Origin of the sequence: Halorussus halobius (assembly GCF_004765805.1) — an archaeon.
Classification (GTDB): domain Archaea; phylum Halobacteriota; class Halobacteria; order Halobacteriales; family Haladaptataceae; genus Halorussus; species Halorussus halobius.
In genome coordinates this window covers 446,727-470,924 of sequence record NZ_SBIU01000003.1, presented here as the reverse complement: position 1 = coordinate 470,924, position 24,198 = coordinate 446,727, and the positions used below count along the sequence as shown (strand labels likewise).

The following is a 24,198-nucleotide window of genomic DNA, read 5'->3' as shown; positions in this document are numbered from 1 at the left end:
CCCCTTTGTTATACGCTTGCTGACCCGGCGGTGACGCGGAATACCGCCGCGTAAGGGCGTCCTATCCCGTTTCGACCGCCAGCTTCGACCCCGCGTACCGACGCGGACCCGACGGTCCGACCGGACCTGCGCCGCCCGACGACGCCGCTTCCGGTCGGGTACTCCACACGTACCAGGTCGCAAGCGGGTGGTAACAAAGGCTCGCCCCCGAGTGGTCGCCAGCATGACGACAGAACGGATGCAAGCGGTCGTCCTCGCGGCTGGGGAAGGGACGCGGTTGCGGCCGGTGTCGGGGTCGCGGCCGAAGCCGATGGTGCCGGTGGGCGAGCGGCCGCTGGCGGCTCACGCGGCCGAGGCGGCCGTGCGGGCGGGCGCGAGCGAACTGATATTCGTGGTGGGGTACGAGGCCGAGGCGGTCCGGGAGTACTTCGGGGCGGAGTACGCGGGCGTGCCGGTGCGCTATGCGGTGCAGTCCGAGCAGGCGGGGACGGCGGACGCGGTGCGGGCGGCCCGCGAGCACCTCGACGGGCCGTTTGCAGTGCTGAACGGCGACAATCTCTACGACGCCGACGCGGTCGCCGACCTGTTCGCGGACGGGCCGAGCGTGGGCGCGTATCGCGTAGCCGACCCGTCGAACTACGGTGTTCTCTCGACGGCAGACGGGATAGTGACGGACATCGTGGAGAAGCCGGCCGAGCCGCCGACCAACCTCGCGAACACGGGGGCGTACGTGTTTCCCGGCGAGGCGCGAGAATGGCTGGACGTGCCCGCGAGCGAGCGCGGCGAACACGAAATCACGGACGTCCTCGCGCGCGTCGTCGACGAATACGACGTGAGTTACGCCGAGCTGGACCACTGGCTGGACGTGGGCCGCCCGTGGGAGCTATTGGAAGCCAACGAGTGGAAACTCGGGGAACTCGACCGACGCATCGACGGCGACGTCCACGCCGACGCCGACCTCCGGGGCGAGGTCGTCGTCGAGGCTGGCGCAACTGTGGACGCGGGCGTCGTCGTCGAAGGCCCGGCCCTGATTCGGTCGGGCGCGAGCGTCGGCCCGAACGCGTACATTAGAGGTTCCACGCTCATCTGCGAGAATGCCCACGTCGGTCACAGCGTCGAACTCAAAAACAGCGTGGTGGGCCGGGGCTCGCACGTCGCGCATTTGAGTTACGTCGGCGACAGCGTGCTGGGTCGGGAGGTCAACTTCGGGGCGGGCACGAACGTCGCCAATTTGCGCCACGACGGCGAACCCGTAAAAATGACCGTGAAGGGCGAGCGGGTGTCGACGGGCCGCCGGAAGTTCGGCGTCGTGGTCGGCGACCGCGCGAAGACCGGCATCAACACCAGCCTCAACCCCGGCGTCACCCTCTCGGAGGACGCGACCACCGCGCCCGGCGAAGCCGTGACGCGGGACCGGTGACGGTCGACGCCCTCAGGACCCGTGAGGAGGCCGACACCGTCCGAGTTAGTTGTTTATCTCGTCGGGCTTGAGCCAGACGACGAACTCATCGTCTTGCCGGACGATGCCGCGAATCGATCCGCTCTCGACGCTCTCGTCGACCGTCTCCTCGTCCACGCTGACGACCTGCTCGACCGCGTCGATGAGCCACCCGACGTTCGCGTCCCCGCCGTCGGCGGACTCCAGGACTACCACGCGCTCGCCGGTCTCGGTCTCGTCGAGGTCGAGCACGATCTTCGGGTTGACGATGGTCGTGGTGGTTCCTCGGAGGTCCATCACGCCCTCGATTCGGGGGTCGGCGTTCGGAAGGGGCGTGAGTTCTTCCTTGTCCACGATCTCGTCGACGTGAGCGATGTCGATGCAGTAGTTCCTGTCTTCCAACCGGAATTCGAGGACCTGTCGCTCGGTCCGACTCTCGGCCATGTAGGTGGGTCCAACCGTCGCCACTTTACTGTTCCGACGCGGACCACTCGCCAGCGACGACAGGACGGGAACGGGACCCGTTCTTCTTGTGACGGCTCCGCTACGGTATCTTTTTAACTCCCGTTTTCAAACGCGATAATTGATGGAGGCCGTGGAACTCCTTCGGGTGCTCGGCAACAAGTACAACGCCGAGATACTCCGCGTCACGAGCGAACCAAAGTCGGCCCAGGAGCTCAGCGACGAGCTCGAGATTCCGATAGCGACCAGCTATCGACGGATCGAGGAGCTCGAGGAGGCCGACCTGCTCGAACTCTCCGGCCGGGAGTTCTCCGACGAGGGACGACGCACCAAGGTCTACCGTCGGAACGTCGACGGACTGGAGATATCGTTCGACGACGAGTCCATCGAGGTGGCCGTCGACGAGCGCCCCGACGTCGAGAACTCGCTGGCCGACGTGTGGCGCGACCTCAAGGCGGAGTGAGTCCCCGTCCGGACGCAGGGGACGTGGCCTCTCGGGACCGAAATCATGCAAACGATAGAACTGCTGTACGTCGTGTTCAGCGCCACCGTAGCGATCGCGGGACTGGCGATGATAGCCTTCGCAGTCCGGGCGTACCGTCGCACCTCCCGGCGGGTGATGTTCCACCTCTCGGTCGGCTTCGCGCTCATCGTCGCCGCCGCGATCGCGACGACCGTCAGCGCGTTCCTCACCGAGTTCGAGAACACCCAAACGCTGCTGTCGGTCAACTACCTCATCACGATAGCCGGATACCTGTTCGTCATCTACGGCATCTCCGGCACCGACTGATTCGTTGCCGGTGTATCTCCGTTCCCTGATGACTCGGCGAGGTAGCGTCGGACGTGTCGGCCGTCCGGAATCTCCGACGTGACGCGGTCCCAGCCCGATATCACGTCTGATAATCGCGACCGTAGATTTATTACGTGTCTACGTTTCGTTCCGGATAGAGTCCGTAGCCAACTCGCGTTGGCGCTCGGACGGGACGTGAAACATGAAAGAGAAAATCGAAGAACGGTTAAATGACAGAGGTCAGGTCGGTATCGGTACGCTCATCGTGTTCATCGCGATGGTGCTGGTCGCCGCGATCGCGGCGGGCGTGCTCATCAACACGGCCGGGTTCCTCCAGACCAAGTCCGAACAGACCGGTCAGGACTCGACCGCGCAGGTCTCGAACCGCGTGGAGGTCGTGAGCGGATTCGCCAACGTCGCCAACGAGCAGGTTAACAACATCAACCTGACGGTGATGCGCGGCTCGGGGTCCGACGACATCAACCTCTCGGCGGCCACGATCGAGTGGATCGGCCCCAACGACGCGAAGACGTTGACGGAAGCGACGCTACCGGAGGCAAATGGTTGGGATTCAGCGGAGTATAGCGGTGGCACCGTCACGAAAGAAGTTGAGGATTCCGACGGGTCCGGTGACAAGAGCCTGGACGACCGCCTTGGTAACAGCAACCACTTCAACGTGTCTCACATCAAGGACCCTGACGGCTCGGTTCCCGTGCTCAACAGCCAGGACGACCGCTTCAAGATCACGCTCAACGCGAGCGCCATCAGCGGTCAGGCGCTCGCCGAAGGTCAGGAGGTCCAGCTCAAGCTCACCACCCAGTACGGTGCAGTGACTCAGTACCGCGCCAACATCCCGCAGTCGCTCTCCCAGGAGAGCGCAGTCACGGTGTAGCCCGGTACACAACCAACTAATCGACTTTCCTCTCGTTTCCGCTCGATAGCGAGTCGCGTACCCGGACGTCACCCCCGGAGATCGACGCGAGCGCGTCCCCTCGATTCGGGACCCCACGTTTTTTCTCGGCGCGAGTCGTTCGCGTAGTCGTGACGTCGCTGTTCGAACTGGAGAAGACCGAGGACGTGACCCAGCTCACCTCGCTGTTGCGGAACAGCAACAGCGAGCCGGTCCGCCGGCGCGCGGCCGAGATTCTGGGGGGCGTCGACGCCGACGGCGAGCCGGTGGTCGACCAGCTCGTGACCGCCGCGCGCGAGGACGACAGCGACGCGGTTCGAGCCGCCGCCATCGACGCGCTCGACCAGCGACACGCGGTCGAGGAACTCGTCACGGCGCTGACCGACGAGGAGGTGCCGACCGACGGCGCGGAGTGGGCGCGCGCGGAGGCGCTGGTCGAGAGCCTCTCGTCCGACCGGCCCGAACTCCGGATGGCGTCGGCCAACGCGCTCGGGCGCATCGGCAACAAGGCCGGAACGAAGGCGCTGGTCCAACGACTCGAAGACCCCGACGCCCGGGTCCGGGCACGGGCGGCTCGGGCGCTCGGACGCATCGGCGACCCGCGTGCGGTGACGGCGCTCCGGGGACGCCTCGACGACGCGAGCGTGGAGGTCCGCCGAGAGGCGGCCGACTCGCTCGGACGCATCGGCGGCGGGGAGGCGCTGTCGGCGCTGTTGGACCTGCTGGACGACGACAGCGAGACGGTCCGGCGAATCGCGGCCGACTCGCTGGGCAACTTCGAGAGCGCCAAGCCCCTCGACGCGCTGGTCGGCCTGCTGTCGGACGAAAACGAGGCGGTCCGGCGGGCGGCGGTGTTCTCGCTCATCGAGATACTCTCGAACGCGCCGGGCCAGCGGAGCCACGAGCTCCGGGAGACGATGGTCGAGAAGCTGAGCGCCACCGACCACCGGAGCGTCGTCGACTCGCTCGTGGACATCCTCGAACAGGGAACCCAGCCCCACCAGCGCCGGAACGCGACGTGGCTGCTCGGCCGGGTGACCGGCGAGGACGACCGCGAGGAGGCCATCGGGGCGCTCGCGGACGTGCTTGACGACGACGACGGACTGACGGCCCAGTTCGCCGCGACCAGCGTCGCCACCCTCGGCGGCGAGGCGGCCGAACAGGCACTGCTCGACGTCCTCGACGACCCCGGAGCGAGCGCCGACGCGCGCGCCAAGGCGGCGTTCGCGCTGGGGAAGGTCGGGGGCGAGCGCGCCCGCGACCGGCTCGACACCCTCGTCGACCGGACCGACGACGAGGAGGTCCGAAAGCGAGCGTTCTCGGCGCTGTCGAAGCTCGGCGGTCGTGAGTAGTCGAGTTCCGCTGGGTCGTCGACGCTCTCGGGGAGACGGCGCGGGGACGTAGTTATCGCGGTTGAAATTCACGTAAAACTTTATATCCGGCTAGTGTCTCTTTTCGGCCGAGATGGTCAGGGACACGCTCGCGAGGATTCTCCGGCGGTTGCGCCGCGGCGGTCGCCGCGGTAATCACCGTCGGAACGTGACGTTCGACGGGGGGACCCAGACTGGCGAGGTATCGGTGCGGCCCGACGAGTCGGTGGCGCGCTCGCAGCTGGAGGCGGCCTATCGGGACGCCGAGGTCGGCGACGACCTCCGACGAGCACAGGCGACCCACCTCGGACGGGTGGTAACCGAGGGCGAGTCCGCGGCCGACGACGCCGCCGACCTCGCCCAGCGTCACGTCGCGGCCGGCGTGTCCCCCGGCGGCTTCGCGGCGACGTACGAGGCGAGCGTCGAGCAACTGGTCGACGAGACGTTCGAGCGGCTCGAACATCGCCTCGGTGCGGGCAACGAGGCGGTCGCCGAGGAGCTCGGTCGCGCCGAGGACGAGCTCCAGTCGGCGCTGTCCGCGACGCTGACGGACATGCGCGCCGGACTCGACGCCTACGAGGCCGGAGAACTCGCAGGCGAGGAACACGGAGACGACGAGTTCGACCTGGACGACGACGACCTCCTCGACGGCATCGATACCCCGGTGTTCATCCTCGACACGCAACGCGACGAGGTCGCGGCGTGGAACCGAGCTATCGAGGGGCTCACCGGGATGGACGCGGACGAGGCTATCGGCCTCGAACACGCCAGCGAGGCGTTCTACGCCGACGGGCGGCGCGACAGGACGCTCGCCGACAAGGTCGCCGAGGCCCCGGAGTCGGCCCACGAGCGGTTCGACGCCGAGAGGGTCGACGTCGAGGAGACGCTGTATCATGACAGTGCCACCGTCATCACGCGCGACGGCGTCGAGCGCGAGGTCGAGTTCTCGGCCCTGCCGGTGTACGAGGACGGCGAACTCGTCGCGGTAGTCGAAACCGTCCACGACCGCACCGAGGACATCCGTCGACGGGAGGGTATCACCTCGCTGGTCGAGGAGCTCATCGGCACCCTGACCGCGATGGAGGCGGGCGACCTCTCGGCGCGGGCCTCCTTCGAGGACGAACACGACGTGGTCGACGACTCGCTCATCGACGTCGTCGACCGAGTCAACGCGATGGCCGGTCGGTTCGAGACCCTGACCGAGCGCGTCGGCCGGAAGGCCGAGGACCTCGAAACGTCGGTCGAACAGGCCACCGAGTCCGCCCGGGTCATCGACGAGCGCGTCGACGAGCAGACCGACCAGCTCTCGGAGGTCGCCACGCAGATGGAGAACTTCAGCGCGAGCATGGAGGAGGTCGCCGCCAGCTCCGACGAGGTGGCCTCGGCGGCCGAGCAGGCCAAGGCCTCGGCCGACAGCGGCCTCGAATCCAGTCAGGGGGCCCGGGCGGCGACCGACGAGGTCATCGAGATGAGCGACGACCTCGTCGACACGGTCACGGAACTCGAATCCCAGATGAACGAGATCGAGGAGGTCGTGGAGGTCATCGCCGAGGTGGCCGACCAGACCAACCTGCTGGCGTTGAACGCCAACATCGAGGCCGCCCGCGCGGGCGAGGCCGGGAGCGGATTCGAGGTGGTCGCCGACGAGGTCAAGCAACTGGCCAACGAGACGCGCGAGCACACCGAGGAAATCGCCACGCGCATCGACGACATCCAGTCGCAGGCCAACGAGACGGTGGTCGCGGTCGAGGCCTCGAACGACCAGATAAAGCACGCCGGCCAGGAGATAGAGGACGCGCTGGTCGCGCTCGAGGAGATCGCCGACGCGGTCGAGGAGGCCGCGACCGGCGTGACCGAGGTCGCGGAGGCCAACGACGAGCAGGCCACCAACGTCGAACAGGTGATGGCGACGGTCGAGGAGGTTCGCGACCGGACCCGCGAGGTCGAGAGCGCGACCGACGACATCGTGGACGCGACCCGCGAGCAGACCGACGCCATCGAGGAACTGACCAGCCGCGTGAACGACATGCGGAGCGAGTCCTGACCGCCGCCGTCCCGATATGAGGGTATCAATCTCCGGAACCGGCGCGGGGGCTCACCGTCGCGGAGCCACCGACCACCGGCTCGACCGTCGGCCGTCGTCTCGCGTCCGACGCGTTCCGGGCGAGCGACCCCGCCGAGATCGTGGACACGACGCATGAGCGAGGAAGGCGAGCACAAGATCACCGACACGAAGGGGCGGTTCCTGCAGGTGGTCAAGAACGGCCGGAAGCTCAACGACCCCGAGTGGACCAGCGGCCGCATCCTGCTGTCGAACAAGCGACTGGTGCTGGCGGGCAATCAGGGCAAGCGGACCATCCCGCTCTCGAAGATAAAGGGGCTCCGTGGTCGCTACGACGTGAATCAGGCCGTGGCGTCGGTCTCGGACTACTTGAGCGTCGAGTTCGCGAACAACGTCGTCCTGCTGTCGTCGAGCAAGGACATCGACGACTTCGAGACCGACGTGTACGGCGCGTTGCTCAACCAGAAGATGGTCCTGACCAAGCACCCGGCGGTCGAAGGGGGCGTGATTCAGGACACCGACTGGGAGAAAGCCCGGATCAAGATCGGCGACGGTGTGGTCAACGTCGCCATCGCGTCGGGCACCTTCGTCGGCATCGAACTCGACGACATCGGGTCGGTCGAGCGCGCGACCCGGACCGTACAGGGCGAACAGCGCACCGTGCTGGAGGTCGAGCACACGCAGGGCGACACCAGCGTCCAGACCTACGTCTCGGGCAAGACCCGGCGATGTGCACTGCTCGAGACGCTGTTCCAGAAGGGCGAGCGCAAGAACGAGGGCGGCGTTGAACTCGACGAGACCGAGAAGGAGGTGCTGATGGCGCTGTACTCGGGCGTCTCGTCGTTCGAGATACCCGACTTCCTCGGGATGGAGGTCGACGAGGTCGAGGAGATATTCGAGCGACTCATCGAACTCGACGTCCTCGAGGAGGTCCGCAAGCGCCGCGAGGTCAGCCTGAAGACCCGCGGGCGCAACATCGCAAGCGAGTCCATCAACGAGAAGTGAGGGCGCGGTGAGACCCTCGCCGTCTCACTTACCGTTCCCCTTGCCGTTGTTTCCGTTCCCCTTCCGGCCCTTGGACGCCTCCCTGACCAGTCGACGCAGGTCGAGGTGGCCCGCCCCGTGGTAGGTCTCGCCGCCGGGGCCGTCCCGGGCGGTCTCTTTTATCAACGACTCGACCGCCTCGGCGCTGGCGTCGGGCCGCAGCGACCGGACGAGGGCGTACGCGCCCGCGACCTGCGGGGCCGCCATCGAGGTGCCGGCCTTCCAGCCGTAGCCCGCGACGGGGTCGTCGGTCCCGTCGTCGGTGACGATGGTCGAGAACACCAGGTCGTAGTAATACCCCTCGGGAAGGTCGGTGTCGTAGTTGCCCCCGGCCGCACTCACGTCCACGCCGGCACCGTAGTTGGTGTAGCTCGCGGGCGTGGCGGTCGGCTCGTCGAGGGTCTTGAGGCTCTTGACCTCGCGGCTCGACTGCTCGTCGTCCCAGAGGTAGCCGATGGGGCCGGTCGCGGAGACGCCGAAGATGCCCTCCGCCTCGGTCGGCAGGCTGAGCGTGTCCTCGGGGGTCATGTCGACCGCGTCGTTGCCCGTCGAGTTGACGATGGTCATGTCCTGCTCGTGGGCGTACTCCGCGAGGTCCTCGTACATCGCCTTGACGTCGAGCAGGTCCGGGTTCTCCTCGACGTCGTAGTTGGTGTAGCCCACGCTGAAGTTGGCGACGTCACAGCCCTTGTCGGCCGCGTCCGCGAGCGCCGCGAGGATGTCACCCGTCGACGCGCCGCCGCCCGGCAGCGCGGAGAACACGCGGTGGGCGACGATTTCGGTGTCGGGCGCGGTGCCGAGGACGCCCTCGCCGTCGGCGTTCGTGCCGGCGATGATGCCCGCGACGTGGGTGCCGTGGTCGCCCGCGCCGTTGGGTCGGAAGTCCCACGAGTCGAGCGTGTAGTTGGCCGACAGGTCGGCGTTGACCGCGTCGGCGAGGTCGGGATGGCCGTCGTAGACCCCCGAGTCGACGACCGCGACGCGAGTGGCCTCGCCCGTCGTCGTGTCGTGGACCACCCGCCGGTTGTCGGGCCGCTCGGTCAGGTGGCCGAGCCGCTGGTCGCGCTTGTCCCACTGGAGTTCGGTCCGGGTCGGCGCGCCGCTGTCCCACGCCGGACCGCCGCTACCCTCGCTGTCCTCGTCGTGTTCTTCGACCGGACCGTCCTGATACGCGGTCACGTCGGCCGTGACCGCGGACGCGCTGGGGACCGCGTCGGGGTTGCCCCGCGCGGCGAGGACGCCGATTTGAGAGATGTCGTGGACCACGTCCACCGAGTCCGGAATCTCGTCGCGCGACACGTCGTCGAGGTCGATCAGAAACCGCGTCCGTCCGTCGCCGCCGTCGTCTGCGCTCGCCGAACCGCTCACCAACGCGGCGCTCCCGGCGGCAGTCCCGACCGCTTTGAGAAACGTTCGTCTGTTATGTCTGACATTACACGACGTTTATACAATGTACGAGATATAGGTCTTTGCTTCTATAGATATAAACAAAAAGAATATAGTATAGTATTTATACAAGTTTCAGGGGATACTTCTCCCCGGACGTGAAAGCTCGGTGGAGGAAGGAAAGGGAGACGAATGGAGTCGCCGCCCCGCTCGCGTCCCGGCGGGCGACCGGCGACGACCTATCTGAGGCCCCGACGCTCGGCGAGGTCGGTCAGGCCCGCTTCGAGCGACACCGACGGGTCGTACCCCAGCGCGCGCTCGGCCTTCGAGACGTCGGCCTCGCTGTGGCGGATGTCGCCCGGGCGCGGGTCGACGTGGGTTATCTCGGCGTCCGAGTCGGTCACGTCCAGCACCGTCTCGGCGAGTTCGTTGACGGTCACGCTCCGGCCGGTGCCGACGTTGAACGGTTCGCCCACGCGGTCGGTGGTGGCCGCGAGCAGGTTGGCCTGCACCACGTCCGAGACGTGGACGAAGTCGCGGGTCTGCTCGCCGTCGCCCTCGACGGTCAGCGGGCCGCCCGAGGCGGCCTGCCGGAAGAAGACGTTCACGACCGCGCTGTACTCCGGATTCTGCCCGGGGCCGAACACGTTGAAGTAGCGCAGCGGCACGGTCTCGAGGCCGTAGAGGTCGTGGTAGCGCCGGGCGTAGTGGTCGAGCGAGAGCTTGTCGATGCCGTACGGCGAGGTGGGTGATTTCGGGTCGTCCTCGGACACCGGCACCGACTCGGGGTGGCCGTAGATGGCCGACGAGGAGGCCAGCACCACGCGGGCGTCCTCCTCGCGGGCCCGCTCCAGGAGGTCGACGGTCGCGCCGGCGTTGACGCGGTTGCACCGCGGCGGGTTCTCGACCGACGCCTCGACGCTGACCATCGCGGCCTCGTGGAACACGAGGTCCGCCCCGTCCATCGCCTCGGCGAGCGCGTCGCCGTCGCGGATGTCGCCCACGAGGAGGTCAGCGCCCTCGGGCACCTTCTCGCGGGACCCGCCCGAGAGGTCGTCGAACACGCGGACCTCGTTGTCGTCGACCAGCGCGTCCGCGAGGTGGCTGCCGACGAAGCCCGCACCGCCGGTTATCAGCACCGTCCGCCCGGAGACGTCCGCGTCGGCCGCTCCCGATGGAGTTCCGTCCATGAGCCAATCCTCGCCGGGCTACTCCATATATCCCAGTCCTTGGAGCCGGGCTTCCACGTCGCCGAACTCGTCGTCGACCCCGCCCTCGTCGCCCGACTCGGCGTACGCCCGCTCGCTGACGGGGCGGTCCGCGGCCGCCGAACCGCTCGCGAACACCTCCGAGAGGACTCGCCCGTCGGCGTCGGCCGGTACCGGCTCGCCGATGCTGTGGAGCAGCGTGGGCGCGACGTCCGCCACCGTGGCGTCATCCGGTGCGGTGCCCGCCCCGATGGACGGTCCCCGCGCGAAGAAGACGCCCTCCGGTCGGTGGGCCGCGTCCATGTCGCTCTCCGCGAACACCGAGTCCGAGAGCCCGTTGGCGACGAGGTGCGTCCCGCCGGTCCGGACCACGAGGTCGGGCGAGTCCTCGTCGTCGTCGAACAGGTCGTCGCCGTCGTAGACGTTCAGCACCTGCTCGCCGGTCTCGGGGTCGGTCAACGCTTCGAGCGTCTCCCGAATCTCGGCCTTGACCCGGGGGACCGCCTCGGGCGCGACCGCGCCCTGGTCGAAGCGCTCGACGTCGTTGACGTAGACGTGGCCCGCGCCGTGGGTGAACGCCGCCGTCTCCGAGAAGTCGACGTCGAACAGCTCGTGGCTCCCCGGCACCTGCGCGGCCACCGACTCGACCAGCCGGTCGGGCAGTCGGTCGTGGAGCTCCCGCTCGTCGAGGCCCGCCGCGTCGAGCGCCGAGCGAATCCGGTCCTTGGTGAGGCCCACCGATTCGAGCAGCCCGCGCCCCGACCCGCCCTTGCGCGCGAGGTAGCCCTCGCGTTCGAGGTAGGTGTTGGTGTGGACGAACCCCTCGATGGGGCCGAAGCCGTGGTCCGAGACCACGAACAGGTTGGCCTCGCGCTCGGCGGCGTAGTCGAGCACCTCGCCGAGTATCGCGTCGAGGTCCCGGTAGTGGTCGAGCAGCACGTCCTCGTCCCAGCGCAGGTGCTGGAGCCGGTCGGGCGCGGTGAACACGAAGAAGAACAGCCGCCAGTCGTCGGTGTCCATCAGCGTCCGGAGGAGTCGCTTCCGGGCGTCGAGGAACGCGTCGAGCTCGTCGCGGAACCCGTCGGGGTCGTCGCGGAACTCCTCCCACGGGAGCCCGATGCGGTAGTCGGGAATCCCGGCCGCTATCTCCTCGCGGAGCTCGGGCGGATGGGCGAACCCGTCGTTCTGCTCGGGCGTCATCATCCCCGTGACCAGCTTGCCGTCTATCTCGTCGGCGGGGTAGGTCATCGGCACGTTGGCCACGACCGCCGGCGAGACGAGGTCCCAGAGTTCGGGGCGGGCGACGTCGTCGCTCGTGTTCATCGCGTGGGTGTAGTCGGACTCGACTCCCCGGAAGGAGTACACCCCGTGCTTGTCGGCCCACGTCCCGGTGGCGATGGTGGGCCACGCCAGCGCGGTCGTCGGCGGCATCGTGCTCTCCAGCGGGCCGGCCGCGCCGTCCTCGACCAGCCGGCGGAAGTTGGGCAGTTCCCCCGCGTCCACCCACCGGTCGACGAGGTTCCACGGTACGCCGTCGAGACCGAGCACGAACGCCCGGTCCGCGTCTGAGTGTTCCGTTGACATAGTGGCGAAGGCGGGCTGCTCGCCCGTCGGTGTCGACCGGAGGGCCGACGCGGCCTTTGTTATGGCCCGCCTGTCGGGCTTCAGGGCGGCTGTGTCCGGCGACGCGAGCGTAGCGTCGACCGTCGGGGCGCGGACCGACGGAAGCGCCCACCGGTCCGCGGGACCGCGACTCCGGTCAGGACAGCGCGGTGACGACCCTGCTGGGTTCGAGCAGTCCCGACAGGACCGACAGGCCGGCCCACACCGCGACGCCCAGCGCGACCGCCGAGACGACCGCGAGGGCTCCCGACGCGGTCGTCAGCACGGCCCAGACCGCCGCCGACATCGCGGCCGTGACGCCGACCACGACCGCGAGGTGGCGCGCGAGCCGACCCACCGAAAGCGACAGCTCCGAGTGGATGACCGCGACGTTGACGGTCGTGTAGCCGGCGTGGGTGACCACCGTCGCGGCCGCCGCGCCCGGGACGCCGAACGCCGGGATGAGCGCGAGGTTGAGCAGGAAGTTGGATATCGAGGCAGCCCCCTTGGCGTAGGCCCGCGAGCGCGCCCGGCCGAGGTAGTCGAGCGCGTCGCTCGTGACGAACGAGATGGCTTGCAGGACCACGTAGCCCGCGAACACCTGCAACACGGGGGCGGCCGGCGCGTACTCCGCGCCGAACACGAGCCGCAGGGCGGGCTCGGCCACCAGCACCATCCCCGCCGCCGCCGGGACGTACAGCAACAGGACGTACTGCAAGGTGGTCTCGTACACGCTGGCCGCCCGGTCGGTCCGCCCGTCGGCCTTGTGCTCGCCGTACGTCGGCGAGAGCGTAAAGCCCAGCGAAGCGGCGGGCGACTGGACGAACCCCACGATTTGCTTCGAGAGGTAGTAGTAGCTGACGGCGGCCGGGTTCATCAGCGACCCTACGAGGATGGTGTCGACGCGCTTGTCGAGTACGTTCGCGCCCCGCGTGGCGGTCAACGGGACGCTGTACCGGGCGACCCGCTCGGCGAGGCCCTCCTCGGGTTCGTCGGCGCGCTCGACGCCGCGATAGCACTTGACGTACAGCAGGCCGAGTCCGAGCAGCCCACCCACGCCGTAGCCGACGACGTAGCCCGCGAGCGCACCGGCCGCGCCCCCGACCGCGAGGACGAACGCGACCGCGAACCCGAGCCGCGCGACAGACCCGACCGTCCGGACCGCCGCGCTGTAGGTGATGCGGTTGTACCCCTGGAACAGCACCTGCGAGTACGAGAACAGCGAGTGGACCGCGATGTACCCCGCGCCGAGCGCGAGCAGGTGGCCGATTTCGGGCTGGCCGATGAGGGCCGCGACGCGGGGTCCGAGCAGCGCGAACGGGACGCAGACGGCCACGATGGCCCCGACGCGGTAGGTCGTGGCGATGCGGAGGACGTGGGGGACCTGCGAGGGGTCGTTCTCGCGGTATTCGGTGACGTACCGCGCGGCGGCCTTGCCGATGCCGAGGTCGCTCACCAGCTGGACGACCCCGAGGACCGCCACCGCCGAGCCGAGCAGTCCGTACTCGGTCTGGGACAGCAGGAACCGGGCGAGCACCAGCGTCAGCAGTCCGCTGGCGACCATGTGGAGCACGCGCGCGGTCAGCATAGCGCGGAACGACCGCGCGACCTCTTTCACGTCCATGGATGGTCAGCTCGTCCCGTTGACGTGGTAGGTCTGCGCGCCGCCGGTCGCGTGGACTCGGTTCAGCCCGGGCGTGGCGTCGAACGACTCGAACCCGGCCCGGTCGAACCGCAGGCCCTCGTACACCTCGACCTCCTGGCGGCGGAGCCGGTCGGTGAACGTGAGGTAGCTCTCGTCGTAGTGGTCGGCGACGTACGCGCCGGTGAAGTTCTCCCCCACCGCGGGGTAGCTCTCGCTCTCGTAGAGGCTCCCGGTCGTGGGCGAGCGCCCGCGGCTCTCCTCGTAGCCCAGGATGGCGTCGGTCCACCGCTCGCCCGAGCCCCGGACGCCGATCATCGGGGCCGACCCCTGGTGGTCGAGCGCCGACTCGTAGCCGTCGACCTGCGCGGCCGTGACGTGGCTGGAGCTCTGGTACATGTACGGCGACTGGAACAGCGCCGGTATCGACAGCGCCAGCATCACCACGACCGCCGCGCCCACGACCGTCCGAGCGAGTCCGGGCGAGAACCGGGCCGCGAGCCGGTCCGTCCCGCGGGCGAGCGCGATGGCACCCAGCATCGTCGCCAGCACCATCACGAACCCGAGCTGTCGGAAGTGGAGCTGTTCGTAGCTCACGACGAAGTACGCGACCATGAGTCCGACCAGCGGCACCAGCGCGAGCCCGAGATACCGGGCGAACGCGCTCGCGTCCGGGGCGTCGTCGACCCGGCCCAGGGCGCTCGCGGCGACCAGCAGGCCGGCGAGCGCGCAGAACACCAGACTCACTAGCAACAGCTTGACGAACAGGAGTTCGACCGAGCCGCCGACCGCGGCGAGCGACCCCGAGCGCTGGGCCACGTCGGCACCCACTTCCGGTCCCTCCAGCAACATTCCGACCAGCGCCGCCGAGGCCCCGGCAGCCTGCTCGTGGCGGGGCGTCCACGCGAGGAACGCGCCCGCGAGCACGACCGTCGGGACCGCGAAGGTGCGGTGGCCGACCGCGGGGAACGAGACGGATTCCCGGAGCGACGGCAACGCGTCCCGGAGGCGGCCGACCGCCGGAATCGAGCCGGGGAGGCGGTCGGCCGCCGGCACCGCGTCGGACAGCCGCTCGACCGACCAGCCGTCGGTCCACCGCGCGAAAAACTGGACGCCGAGTATCGCGACGAACACCACGAGCGCGTTGCCGGCCTGCTGTGGGTGGACCAGCACTATCGCGACCGCCGCCACCGCCAACAGCGCGCCCGTGGGCGTCCCGACGGGCAGCGTGTCCCGGTCGGCCCGGACGAGGTACCGCGCCGTCAGATACACCACCAGCGGCGCGAACATGATAGCCTGGGAGGTCGGATGGGCCATGTTGAACACGCTGAGGGTGTTGACCGGCAAGAGTAACAGCCCCGACAGCGCCGCCAGCGCGGTCGCGAGCCGGTCCCGGGTGACGGTCCACGTCGCCAGCGGGAGGAAGGTCAGGAACACGCCGACGAACGCCACCACGGTCACGAGCAGCGCGCGGTTCGGAGCCATCCCGGTCACGTCGGCGAGGAACGCCGCGACGGTGTGGGTGCCCGGGTAGAGGAACTCCAGCACCGACAGCTCGCCGGCGGTGAGGTCCTTGACCCATCCCAGGTGTGTCAGCGAGTCGCCAGCCCCGAAGAAGTAGTACGACCGGAACACGGGCAGGCCGGCGACCGAGAGGGTCGCCGCCCCGCCGAGGACGAGCGCGAGCCGCCGCGCCGCCCCCGTGCCGCCGAGTCCGACGCCGACTGCCACCAGCAACGCGACCCCGACGCCGGCCCAGAACGTCGTCGGCGTCCCGGCGTAGATGGACAGTTCGTATCCGTCGGGCGGCGACCCGTGAGCGACCAGTACCGCCCCGGCGAACGCCGCGAACCCGACCAGCAGCGCGCCTTTCTCCCGTCTCCCGAACGCAGTCGTGTCCGAATCCACAGTGTCCGAATCCATGGTGAGATACCCGCGCCCGACCGGACGCGTACTACCTCGACACCACCCCGCGTTCGGGCTTTGTTATGGTGGGCCTGACGCCCCGTAGGCTCCGAGAACGGGCACCGCCGGGGTTCGAGAGCCGCCGCGACCGCCCCGCGGGCCCGACCCCGGCAAACCTGCGTCGGGTGCGAACCCTTATCACTCTCGGGCGGTAAGTTACCGATAGAAACCCACTTACCCGACGAAGTGGGACGACCCCCAATGACCAACACGTACGACAGCGAGAACAACCGCGACAGGGCGGACGCGAGGACGGACAGGTACGTCGACTACGAGGTCGGCGACGGCGAGACCGTGGTGTTCGACACCCGGAACCCCGACGCGTGGCTCCGGTCGGACGCGGCGGTCGCGGTCGAGGACCTGGCGTAGGCGGCTTTTTTCCGACCGCGACCAACTTCTCGAACGCCCTCGGCGCGCTCTCCACAAACGCTGGAACTGCAACCAACTTCCCGAACGCCCTCGGTGCGCTCTCGAACACCGGAACTGCAAACGACTCCCCGAACGCTCTCGGCGCGCTCGCCACCGGAAGACGTTCCTGCTCGCTTCGCTGCGCGGGCATGCGACTTCCGAGGTCTCGTTCGCTTCGCTCACGAGACGGTCGCTCAGCGACATATTCGACGGACGTAGTTGCGTCGAATAGAGGTCGCTGAGACGACCACGGGCCTGCGGCCCGCGAGCGCGCCTCGCCCTTTCAGTCCGCCGAGGAGGGCCGCTGTGTAGTCGAGCGCATCCTTGGCGGTTGGTCAGTCGAGCGCATCTTCGGCGGTTGGTTAGTCGAGCGCGACCAGCCGAGCGACCGGCGATACACGCCGGTCGCTCGGCGGGGAGTCAGCGAAAAATCGCGAGCTGTGGGCTTCGCGGTGTTACTTCACGAGCTGGTACGCCTGCTTGGCGACGTTCATCGCCGCGCCCCGCGACTCCACCACGTAGTAGGGCACGAGGTCCGCGCCGAACTTGGCCTTGTACCGGCAGAGGCGCTCGGTGTTCGCGCCCATCAGGTCGTACTGGGTGACCGACTCGACCGGCGGGTCCGCCACGACGTCCTCGATCAGTCGCCAGTGGATGAGGCTGTTGACCGCCGTCCCCTCGTAGATGGCCTTCGCGCCGCCCTGCCAGAAGTACGCGGCGTCGTTCGAGTACAGCGCCGTGATGCCCGAGAGGTACTCGCCGGCGGCATTGCGGGCGACGTAGGTGCGGGCGCGCTCGCCCAGCGCCTCGAACAGGTCCCGGACGTACGACCAGGTCAGGTCGAACGACTCGTCTTGCTCGCCGTACCGACGCTCGGTGGCCTCGAACACCTCGCGGGCTCCCGACAGCCCCTCGGTCTCGACGGTCACGTCCAGTTCCTCGGCGTCGCGTATCTCGCGCCGGAGGCTCTTGGAGAAGGAGTTGCGCACGTCCTCGACGCTTCGGTCGGCCAGGTCGAGGACGTAGGTGAAGCTCGGTTCGACCCGGAGGTTCCCCCACGCGTACGGCCGGGGGTCGCCGTACGCCGCGTTGCACGCCATCCGGAACAGGGTGAGCCGCGAGTCGACGTCGAGCCGGTCGAGGACCGACTCGGCGACCGGCGAGTCGACGCCCGCCGCCGCGAGTCGCTCGTCGAGGTCGAGGTCGGTCCCCACGCGCTCCAGCACCGACGCGGTGAACTCGTTGTTGACCTTCTCGCGCTTGCGACGCTTCGGACTGGTCGGCATGAGTATCGGCCCGAGGCGCGGGACGCCCGCGCCCGGCGGCGGCGAGGTGACCGCCGTGCCGACCGACTTGCGCTGGACGAACGCGGGCAACAGCGCGATGGGTTGCTGGCCCTTGAACCCGCCGAACAGTTGCATCTCCGCGTCGGTGTGGCGGTCGAGTGCGTCGAGGGCCTCCGGCAGGTGGAAGACCTCGAACCCCTCGTTCGGCAGCGCCGACTCCCACTCGGACAGGTCGAGTCGTTCGACTCTCATTCTGGTGGGTCTACGTTCGCGCCGGGCGACACTTTGTTATCGTTCACCTGTCGCCCGCGTAGGCGGTTCCTGTGCCGCGCGACGCCGTCGACCGACTCCCCGTCGTTCGACTCCGAGTCGGGCGCGGGATGGGCCAGCAGGTCGTAGTAGTCGGCGGGCGGCCCGACCCACGCGCCCATCTCCTGAGCGCGCTCGACCAGCCGGCGATAGAGCCGCCGGTACCCCGGGAAGTCGCGCTCGGCGAACAGCCGGGGATGCCACAGCACCGACATCACGGCGTCCTTGTCGGCGGCCTCCGCGAGCAGGTCAGCACAGACCCGCCACGCCGCCGCGAACGCCTCGCCGGGGTCCGGAAGCGCGACCTCCATCAGCGTCAGCGGGAACACCACGAACTCGTCGCCGAAGGGTCGGAACGGCCGGTAGCCGTGCTGAAAGCCCCACTCGCTCGCCGACCCCGGCGTGGCGTCGTAGCGCAGGCCGACCTCGCGGTGGTGGTCCCACGTCGACGCGCAGCGGTTCAGGTGGTGCTGGCGACCGCCGACCACCGACTCGCCGAGCGCGGCTTCGAGCGTCTCCTTCTCGGTCCGGAGCCGGTCGGGGTCGTCGTACGAGTCGTACGAGCCGTGGAGTCCGACCTCCCAGCCGCCGGCCCGGAGCCGGTCGAGCAGGTCGCGCATCTCGGGCGCGTCGGGGTCGTACCGCCCGGCGTGTTCGACCCAGTAGAACGGGTCGACCCAGTCGCTCGGGTCGCGCGCGAGGAGGTGGGGTTCCCGCAGGAAGTAGAACGCCGACCGCACGCCCAGCGACGCTTCGAGGTCGAGTATGTCGTCGAACTGCCACCACGGGTTCACGCCGGGCAGCAGGCCCTTCAACTGCCGGGGGTCGCCGTGACGCACCGCGTGGTAGAGCGACTGGACGCCCTTGTACGGTCGGTCCACGTCGTGGGTCAGCAACAGGGCGAACTCGGCGTCCGCGACGGCCGAGGGCCGGCCGGCGACCCGAGGGTCGGACAATCCGGGGTCAGTCGCGTCGGACATCCCTCACTCGCCCGCCTCCGGGACCTCCACCGGGTCGCGGTCCGACGCCGATTCGGGGGTCGCGGTCACGCCGCGCCCGATGGCGTACACCCGGTGTCGGGTCTCCGCGAGGTCGAGGCTGTCGCGGCCGTCCACGACGACCAGCGGGTCGAACCGCTCCCAGTCGAGGCCGTCGAACTCCTCGTGGGGCGTCACCAGCACGACCGCGTCGAGGTCGCGGTCGTAAATCCCATCCTGCGATATCATTTCCGCCGCGAACCCCTCGGCGTCGTCGAGCATCGGGTCGACCGCCACCACGTCCGCGCCCCGGTCGGACAGTCGCTCAGCTATCGGACGGGCGGGCGTGGCGCGGGTTTCGGCGACCCCCGGCCGGTAGGTCAGCCCGAGGATTGCGACCGTCGCGTCCGCGAGGTCCCGGCCCGCCGCGTCCATCTCGCGGGTCAGCGTCTCCACCGTGAACGCGGGCATCGAGTCGTTGACCTCGCGGGCGGTTTCGAGCAGTCGGGCCTCGCGGTCGAACTCGTTGACGACGAAGTACGGGTAGTAGGGGATGCAGTGGCCGCCCACGCCCGGGCCGGGGTCGTGGATGTCGCAGTACGGCTGGGTGTTGGCGGCCCCGATGGCCTCGCGGACGTCCGCGCCGAACTCGTCGGCGAACGTGGCGAGTTCGTTGGCCAGCGCGATGTTGACGTCCCGATACAGCCCCTCGAACACCTTCACGCACTCGGCCGTGGTCGCGTCCGAGACCGTCAGCACGTCGTTGTCGGTGAGTTGGCCGTACACCAGTTCGGCGACCCGGGCGCTCTCGTCGTCGACGCCGCCGACGACCTTCGGGTACGCGCCCCGGACGTCGGTCAGCGCCCGCCCGCTGGACGTCCGCTCCGGGCAGAACGCCAGTCCGAACTCGTCGTGGCCGGCCCGCTCGGCCAGCAGGGGTTCGAGCAGGTCGGTACAGGTCCGGGGCGGCACGGTACACTCCACGAACACGGCGTCGCCGCGGTCGAGATTCGCCCCCACGTCGCGGGCGACCGACTCTAGCGCCGAGAGGTCGGCGGTCTTCTCGTCGGTGATGGGCGTGGGCACGATGACGACGTGGACCGCGGCGCGCGCGGCCGCCTCGGCCGGGTCGGCGGTCGCCTCGAAGGCTCCCTGAGAGACGGTCGCCGCGACCAGTTCGGGCAGGCCGGGCTCGCGTTCGACGTGACACTCCCCGGCGTTCACCGCCTCGACCACGTCCTCGTCGACGTCCGCGCCGACGACGTTGCCGGTCACGTCGGCGTAGACGGCGGCCAGCGGGAGGCCCATCTTGCCCAGGCCGTACACCGCGACCGGGACCTGCCCCGAGAGCAGCGCCTCGCGCTGGGCGGCCGGGGAGCGGTCGCCGGAATCGTCCGCGCCGTAGAGCCCAACCGGCTCGCGCGCGGTCACCGCGCGCTCACCTCCGGTTCGGACCTGGCGTCGGCCGCCGCCTCGTCGATGCGCCGGGCGACTTCGAGCACCCGGAGCCCGTCCTCGGCCGACACCACGGGGTCGGCGTCGGTCGTCGCGGCCGTCACGAACGATTCGAGCTGGTTCTTCAGCGGCTCGCCCGTCTCGACCGTTGGGCGCTCGACGATGCTCTCGTGGCGGTAGCGCACGTCCCCGTTGTCCTCGATGTACTCGGGCAGCGAGTGGCGGTGTATCTCGACCGACCGGTCGATGTAGTCGACGTCGACCCGACACTCCTCTGCGGTGATGGCGAGCCGCCGGACCCGCTGTTGGGTCACCCGGCTCGCGGTGAGCGTGGCGACCGTCCCGTCCGGAAAGGAGAGGTTCGCGGCGGCGTACTGGTTGTCCTTCGCGCCCCGCGCGGAGACGTCGTCGGGCTCGTCGCCCAGCATCGCCAGCACCACGTCGATGTCGTGTATCATCAGGTCCAGCACCGCGCTTCGGTCGAGCTGGCGGCCCTCCGGCGGCGGCCCGAGCCGCCGGGCGTCGACCGCGATGACGTCGAGGTCGGCCACCACGTCCGACAGCGCCCGGATGGCGGGGTTGAACCGCTCGACGTGGCCGACCTGTATCGTCACGTCCTCGCGGTCGGCGCGCTCGATTAGCTGTCGGCCCCGCGCGGGGTCGGCCACGAACGGCTTCTCGACCAGCACGTCCACGCCCGCGTCGACGCACTCGGCGGCCACGTCGGCGTGGAACCGGGTCGGCACCGCGACCGAGGCCACGTCGGCTCGGTCGAGCAGGGCCTCGCGGTCCATCGGGACGGTGCCGTGGGCGTCGGCCACCTCGCGGGCCGTCTCGACGTCGGCGTCGGCGACGCCCACGAGGTTCACGTCCGGAAGCTCGCTGTACACTCTGGCGTGGTGGCGACCCATGCTGCCGACGCCGACGACCGCCGCGTCGGTCGCGTCGGGGTGGGCCGGCGCGCCGCCGTCGGCTCGCGCGGTCGTATCGCTCTCGTCGGGGTCGCTCGCCTCGTCGGTCGAATCGGGGAAGTCAGTGGTCATACTCGGTGATGGCTGTGGCGATGGTTCGGAGGTCCTGTTCCGAGAGGTTCGGGTGGACCGGCAGCGAGAGGACGCGCTCGGCCGCCCGCTCGGCGGCCGGCGCGTCGGGACTCGCGCCCTCGTAGCAGGGCTGGGCGTGGATCGGCGTCGGGTAGTAGACGCCCGTGCCGACGCCGACCTCCTCGAGGTGGGCCGCCAGTCCGTCGCGGTCGTCGGCCCGCACGGTGTACTGGTGGTAGACGTGCCGGCGGTCGTCGGGTTCGGTCGGCGTCGCCACCGGCGCGTCCGCGAGGGCGTCGGTGAGGGAGGCCGCGTTCGCCCGCCGGGCCGCGTTGTAGCCGGGCAGTCGGTCGAGCTGGACCCGCCCGATGGCGGCCGCCAGCGAGGTCAGCCGGAAGTTGTGACCGACCCGGACGTGGTCGTAGCCGCCGTCGGGCGGCCGGCCGTGGTTGACGAAGCTGGCGGCCCGCTCGGCCACGTCCCCGCGGTCGGTGGTTATCATCCCGCCCTCGCCGGTGGTCATGTTCTTGGTCGGGTAAAACGAGAAGCACGCGGCGTCGCCGAGCGAGCCGACCGGCTCGCCCCGGTAGGTCGCGCCGTGGGCCTGGGCCGCGTCCTCGATTACGGCGAGGTCGTAGTCGTCGGCCACGTCGAGCAGGTGGTCCATCTCGGCCGGCAGCCCGTAGAGGTGGACCGGGAGGAGTGCGGCCACGTCGTCGCGCTCGCGGACGAGTGCCTCGACCGCGTCCGGGTCGAGCGTGTAGGTCTCGGGGTCCACGTCGGCGAAGACGGGCTCGGCTCCCGCCAGCCGGACCGCGTTGGCGCTGGCCACGAACGAGAGGGGACTGGTCACCACCTCGTCGCCCGGGCCGACGCCGAGCGCGACCAGCGCGGCGTGGAGCGCGGCCGTGCCGTTGCACGTCGCGACCCCGCGGTCGGTCCCGCAGAACTCGGCGAACTCCTCCTCGAACTGCCTGACTTCGGGGCCGTCCGCGAGCGCGCCCGACTCCATCACCCGGCGGACGCGCTCGATTTCGCGCTCGCCGAGTTCGGGGTCGGCGATGGGTATCTCGGTCACGCGCGGGTCACCTCTGTCGTGACGGACGCGCCCGTCATGCGAGGTCGTTCCCCCCGTCGAGTTCGTCGGGGAGCGCCCGGTGTTCGGCGGGCGCGCCCACCGCCAGCGTCTCCGGTGGCACGTCCTCGGTCACGACCGCGCCGGCCGCCACGAACGACCCCTCGCCGACCGTCACGTCGGGCAACAGGGTGGCGTTCGCGCCGACGGAGACGTGGTCGTCGAGCGTGGGCCCGACGAGGTCGACCTCCTCGCGGACGGGGTAGGGGTCGTTGGTCAGCACCGCGTGGGGACCGACGAACACCTCGTCGCCGATTTCGGTGTTGGTCGGGACGTACACGCCGGTCTGGAGGCTGACGTGCGAGCCGATGGTGGTCGTTCCGTCGACGACGGTGTCGGTGCCGACGACCACGCCGTCACCGATGACGGTGTCCTCGCGCACGAGGACGTCGTGGCCGGTTGTGAAGTCGTCGCCGACCTCCACGTCGGCGTACACGACGGTTCCGGACCGAACGGTGGCCCGGTCGCCCAGCACGGGCGGCGAGGCGTCCTCGCTGTGGCGAAGGCCCACCGTGGCGTCGGGCGAGACGTCGCAGTCGTCGCCGAGCCGGGGGTCGAGCCGGCCGCGGTCGTCGTCGGACCGGTCGCGACCGGGGTGGGAGTCGACGTTCGTCATCCGGGGTCACCTCCGCGGGGAGTTACTCGGGCCGCTGGAATCGATAACAGGTTCATGGTGAGTCGGTCTGCCCGACCGTACCGCCCGAGGGCGGGCCGTCGACCGGCGAACGGGGGTCGCGGGCCGACGCGGGCTGCCGCCGGGCGGCGAACCGGGCGTCGTGGTTCCAGTCCCCGTGTCACTCCTTTGTTATACGGAGCCTGGCCGGGAGTACAGCCGACCTATCGTCGCGCCAGCCTGCGGATTCGGGCCCCCGGTCGCCCTGCGGCGGCCGAGCCAGACGGTCGCGCTCCCCGCCCGTCGCGGTCCGACAGTCGGCGCGTATCCGGGGTACGACCGGGCGTACCTGCGGATTACCCGGGCGCAGCAACTGGGTAACAAAGTGCCGATGCGACGAGTCCGTGTGTATGCGGCGGTCTCACCTTCGGAAGTCCCCCCGGTCGGGGTGGCCCGAGCGCGCACCGTTGCGGACGACCGGCAGTCCACGACGGGACCATGTCTCGGGCTGACTCGCTCTCCCAGGACGAGGTGTTCGAGGTGCTGAAGAGCCCCCGGCGTCGGTACGCGCTCTACTACCTCCGGCGCGAGGGCGGGGCGGCCGAGCTGTCGGACCTGACCGAGCAGGTCGCGGCGTGGGAGAACGAGACCACGACCGCCGCGCTGACCACCGAGCAGCGCAAGCGCGTGTACATCTCGCTCTACCAGACCCACCTGCCGAAGCTCGACGAGGCCGGCGTCGTGGCCTACGACCGCGACGAGGGCGTGGTCCGGCTCGCCGACCGGGCCGCCGACCTCGACCTGTATCTCGGCGACGTCTCGAACTCGGAGTTCCCGTGGGACCGGTACTACCTCGGACTGGTGGGGGTCAGCTCGGTGCTGGTCGCGGCGGTGTGGCTCGACCTCCCGGTGTTCGGGCTCGTCCCCGGGCTGGTGCTGGCGACGGTCATCCTGGCGGCGTTCGGCGTCTCGGCGGTCGTCCACTTCCTGACGTATCGACGCGGCGGCGACCTCGGCACGCCGCCCGAACTGGCGCGGGCGAACGGACAGGAGAACTGATGGTCGGAATCGGCGGTACTGGAGGGGTAAACTG

General features: G+C 69.5%; 21 protein-coding genes. 9 read left to right on the top strand and 12 right to left on the bottom strand.

Features of this window, described 5'->3' with window-relative positions:
- Positions 1 to 238: 238 nt before the first annotated feature.
- Positions 239 to 1,420, top strand: a complete 1,182-nt coding sequence (glmU, locus tag EPL03_RS09110) for a bifunctional sugar-1-phosphate nucleotidylyltransferase/acetyltransferase (RefSeq protein ID WP_135829541.1) — start codon at positions 239 to 241, stop codon at positions 1,418 to 1,420.
- A 45-nt stretch (positions 1,421 to 1,465) separates the two neighbouring features.
- Here the strand turns inward: glmU and EPL03_RS09105 are convergent, their stop codons facing one another.
- Positions 1,466 to 1,882: a chemotaxis protein CheW gene (locus tag EPL03_RS09105; protein WP_135829025.1), complete on the bottom strand. Its 417-nt coding sequence runs from the start codon at positions 1,880 to 1,882 to the stop codon at positions 1,466 to 1,468.
- Positions 1,883 to 2,024: 142 nt separating this feature from the next.
- On the opposite strand from EPL03_RS09105, the gene EPL03_RS09100 reads away from it, so the two are divergent.
- The 6 genes from EPL03_RS09100 (at position 2,025) to EPL03_RS09075 (ending at position 8,037) form a co-directional block, all read left to right on the top strand.
- Entirely contained in the window at positions 2,025 to 2,363 is a 339-nt protein-coding gene (locus EPL03_RS09100; protein ID WP_135829024.1) for a helix-turn-helix domain-containing protein, read from the top strand.
- Positions 2,364 to 2,408: 45 nt separating this feature from the next.
- Complete coding sequence (locus tag EPL03_RS09095) at positions 2,409 to 2,690, top strand: DUF7521 family protein (protein ID WP_135829023.1); 282 nt, start codon at positions 2,409 to 2,411, stop codon at positions 2,688 to 2,690.
- Positions 2,691 to 2,892: 202 nt separating this feature from the next.
- Positions 2,893 to 3,582 carry an archaellin/type IV pilin N-terminal domain-containing protein gene (locus EPL03_RS09090; RefSeq protein WP_135829022.1) on the top strand — a complete coding sequence of 230 codons (690 nt, stop codon included), beginning with the start codon at positions 2,893 to 2,895 and terminating at the stop codon, positions 3,580 to 3,582.
- A 149-nt stretch (positions 3,583 to 3,731) separates the two neighbouring features.
- Positions 3,732 to 4,952, top strand: coding sequence for a HEAT repeat domain-containing protein (locus EPL03_RS09085; RefSeq protein WP_135829021.1), 1,221 nt, complete (start codon positions 3,732 to 3,734; stop codon positions 4,950 to 4,952).
- 112 nt (positions 4,953 to 5,064) lie between these two features.
- Complete coding sequence (locus EPL03_RS09080) at positions 5,065 to 7,014, top strand: methyl-accepting chemotaxis protein (RefSeq protein WP_135829020.1); 1,950 nt, start codon at positions 5,065 to 5,067, stop codon at positions 7,012 to 7,014.
- Positions 7,015 to 7,167: 153 nt separating this feature from the next.
- Positions 7,168 to 8,037, top strand: a complete 870-nt coding sequence (locus EPL03_RS09075; protein WP_135829019.1) for a CheF family chemotaxis protein — start codon at positions 7,168 to 7,170, stop codon at positions 8,035 to 8,037.
- Between the two features lie 24 nt (positions 8,038 to 8,061).
- Here the strand turns inward: EPL03_RS09075 and EPL03_RS09070 are convergent, their stop codons facing one another.
- The 5 genes from EPL03_RS09070 to EPL03_RS09050 form a co-directional block, all read right to left on the bottom strand.
- Positions 8,062 to 9,444 carry a S8 family peptidase gene (locus EPL03_RS09070; protein ID WP_244605229.1) on the bottom strand — a complete coding sequence of 461 codons (1,383 nt, stop codon included), beginning with the start codon at positions 9,442 to 9,444 and terminating at the stop codon, positions 8,062 to 8,064.
- A gap of 257 nt (positions 9,445 to 9,701) precedes the next feature.
- Positions 9,702 to 10,652: an NAD-dependent epimerase/dehydratase family protein gene (locus tag EPL03_RS09065; RefSeq protein ID WP_135829017.1), complete on the bottom strand. Its 951-nt coding sequence runs from the start codon at positions 10,650 to 10,652 to the stop codon at positions 9,702 to 9,704.
- Positions 10,653 to 10,670: 18 nt separating this feature from the next.
- The gene (locus EPL03_RS09060) at positions 10,671 to 12,254 is read right to left on the bottom strand and encodes an alkaline phosphatase family protein (protein ID WP_135829016.1); all 1,584 of its coding nucleotides are present in this window, start codon (positions 12,252 to 12,254) and stop codon (positions 10,671 to 10,673) included.
- A gap of 175 nt (positions 12,255 to 12,429) precedes the next feature.
- The gene (locus EPL03_RS09055) at positions 12,430 to 13,896 is read right to left on the bottom strand and encodes an oligosaccharide flippase family protein (RefSeq protein ID WP_135829015.1); all 1,467 of its coding nucleotides are present in this window, start codon (positions 13,894 to 13,896) and stop codon (positions 12,430 to 12,432) included.
- Positions 13,897 to 13,902: 6 nt separating this feature from the next.
- Positions 13,903 to 15,837: a hypothetical protein gene (locus EPL03_RS09050; protein ID WP_135829014.1), complete on the bottom strand. Its 1,935-nt coding sequence runs from the start codon at positions 15,835 to 15,837 to the stop codon at positions 13,903 to 13,905.
- Positions 15,838 to 16,080: 243 nt separating this feature from the next.
- Between EPL03_RS09050 and EPL03_RS19935 the strand changes: the two genes are divergently transcribed.
- Positions 16,081 to 16,248, top strand: a complete 168-nt coding sequence (locus tag EPL03_RS19935) for a DUF7331 family protein (RefSeq protein WP_168216220.1) — start codon at positions 16,081 to 16,083, stop codon at positions 16,246 to 16,248.
- Between the two features lie 494 nt (positions 16,249 to 16,742).
- Here EPL03_RS19935 and EPL03_RS09045 read toward each other — a convergent pair whose 3' ends face one another.
- The 6 genes from EPL03_RS09045 to EPL03_RS09020 are packed head-to-tail and all read right to left on the bottom strand — an operon-like array spanning position 16,743 to position 23,108.
- A complete protein-coding gene (locus EPL03_RS09045; protein WP_135829013.1) occupies positions 16,743 to 17,825 on the bottom strand; it encodes a GNAT family N-acetyltransferase in 1,083 nt (360 codons plus the stop codon).
- On the bottom strand, positions 17,822 to 18,862 hold the full coding sequence (locus EPL03_RS09040; protein ID WP_135829012.1) for a polysaccharide deacetylase family protein: 1,041 nt from the start codon (positions 18,860 to 18,862) through the stop codon (positions 17,822 to 17,824). The genes EPL03_RS09045 and EPL03_RS09040 overlap by 4 nt, the downstream gene beginning before the upstream one ends.
- Positions 18,863 to 18,865: 3 nt before the next feature.
- The gene (locus EPL03_RS09035) at positions 18,866 to 20,290 is read right to left on the bottom strand and encodes a nucleotide sugar dehydrogenase (protein ID WP_135829011.1); all 1,425 of its coding nucleotides are present in this window, start codon (positions 20,288 to 20,290) and stop codon (positions 18,866 to 18,868) included.
- Positions 20,287 to 21,357 carry a Gfo/Idh/MocA family protein gene (locus EPL03_RS09030; protein WP_135829010.1) on the bottom strand — a complete coding sequence of 357 codons (1,071 nt, stop codon included), beginning with the start codon at positions 21,355 to 21,357 and terminating at the stop codon, positions 20,287 to 20,289. The genes EPL03_RS09035 and EPL03_RS09030 overlap by 4 nt, the downstream gene beginning before the upstream one ends.
- Positions 21,347 to 22,435, bottom strand: a complete 1,089-nt coding sequence (locus EPL03_RS09025) for a DegT/DnrJ/EryC1/StrS family aminotransferase (protein WP_280178843.1) — start codon at positions 22,433 to 22,435, stop codon at positions 21,347 to 21,349. The genes EPL03_RS09030 and EPL03_RS09025 overlap by 11 nt, the downstream gene beginning before the upstream one ends.
- A gap of 34 nt (positions 22,436 to 22,469) precedes the next feature.
- Entirely contained in the window at positions 22,470 to 23,108 is a 639-nt protein-coding gene (locus EPL03_RS09020) for an N-acetyltransferase (protein WP_135829009.1), read from the bottom strand.
- A 495-nt stretch (positions 23,109 to 23,603) separates the two neighbouring features.
- Between EPL03_RS09020 and EPL03_RS09015 the strand changes: the two genes are divergently transcribed.
- Positions 23,604 to 24,164 carry a DUF7344 domain-containing protein gene (locus EPL03_RS09015; protein WP_135829008.1) on the top strand — a complete coding sequence of 187 codons (561 nt, stop codon included), beginning with the start codon at positions 23,604 to 23,606 and terminating at the stop codon, positions 24,162 to 24,164.
- Positions 24,165 to 24,198: the final 34 nt, after the last annotated feature.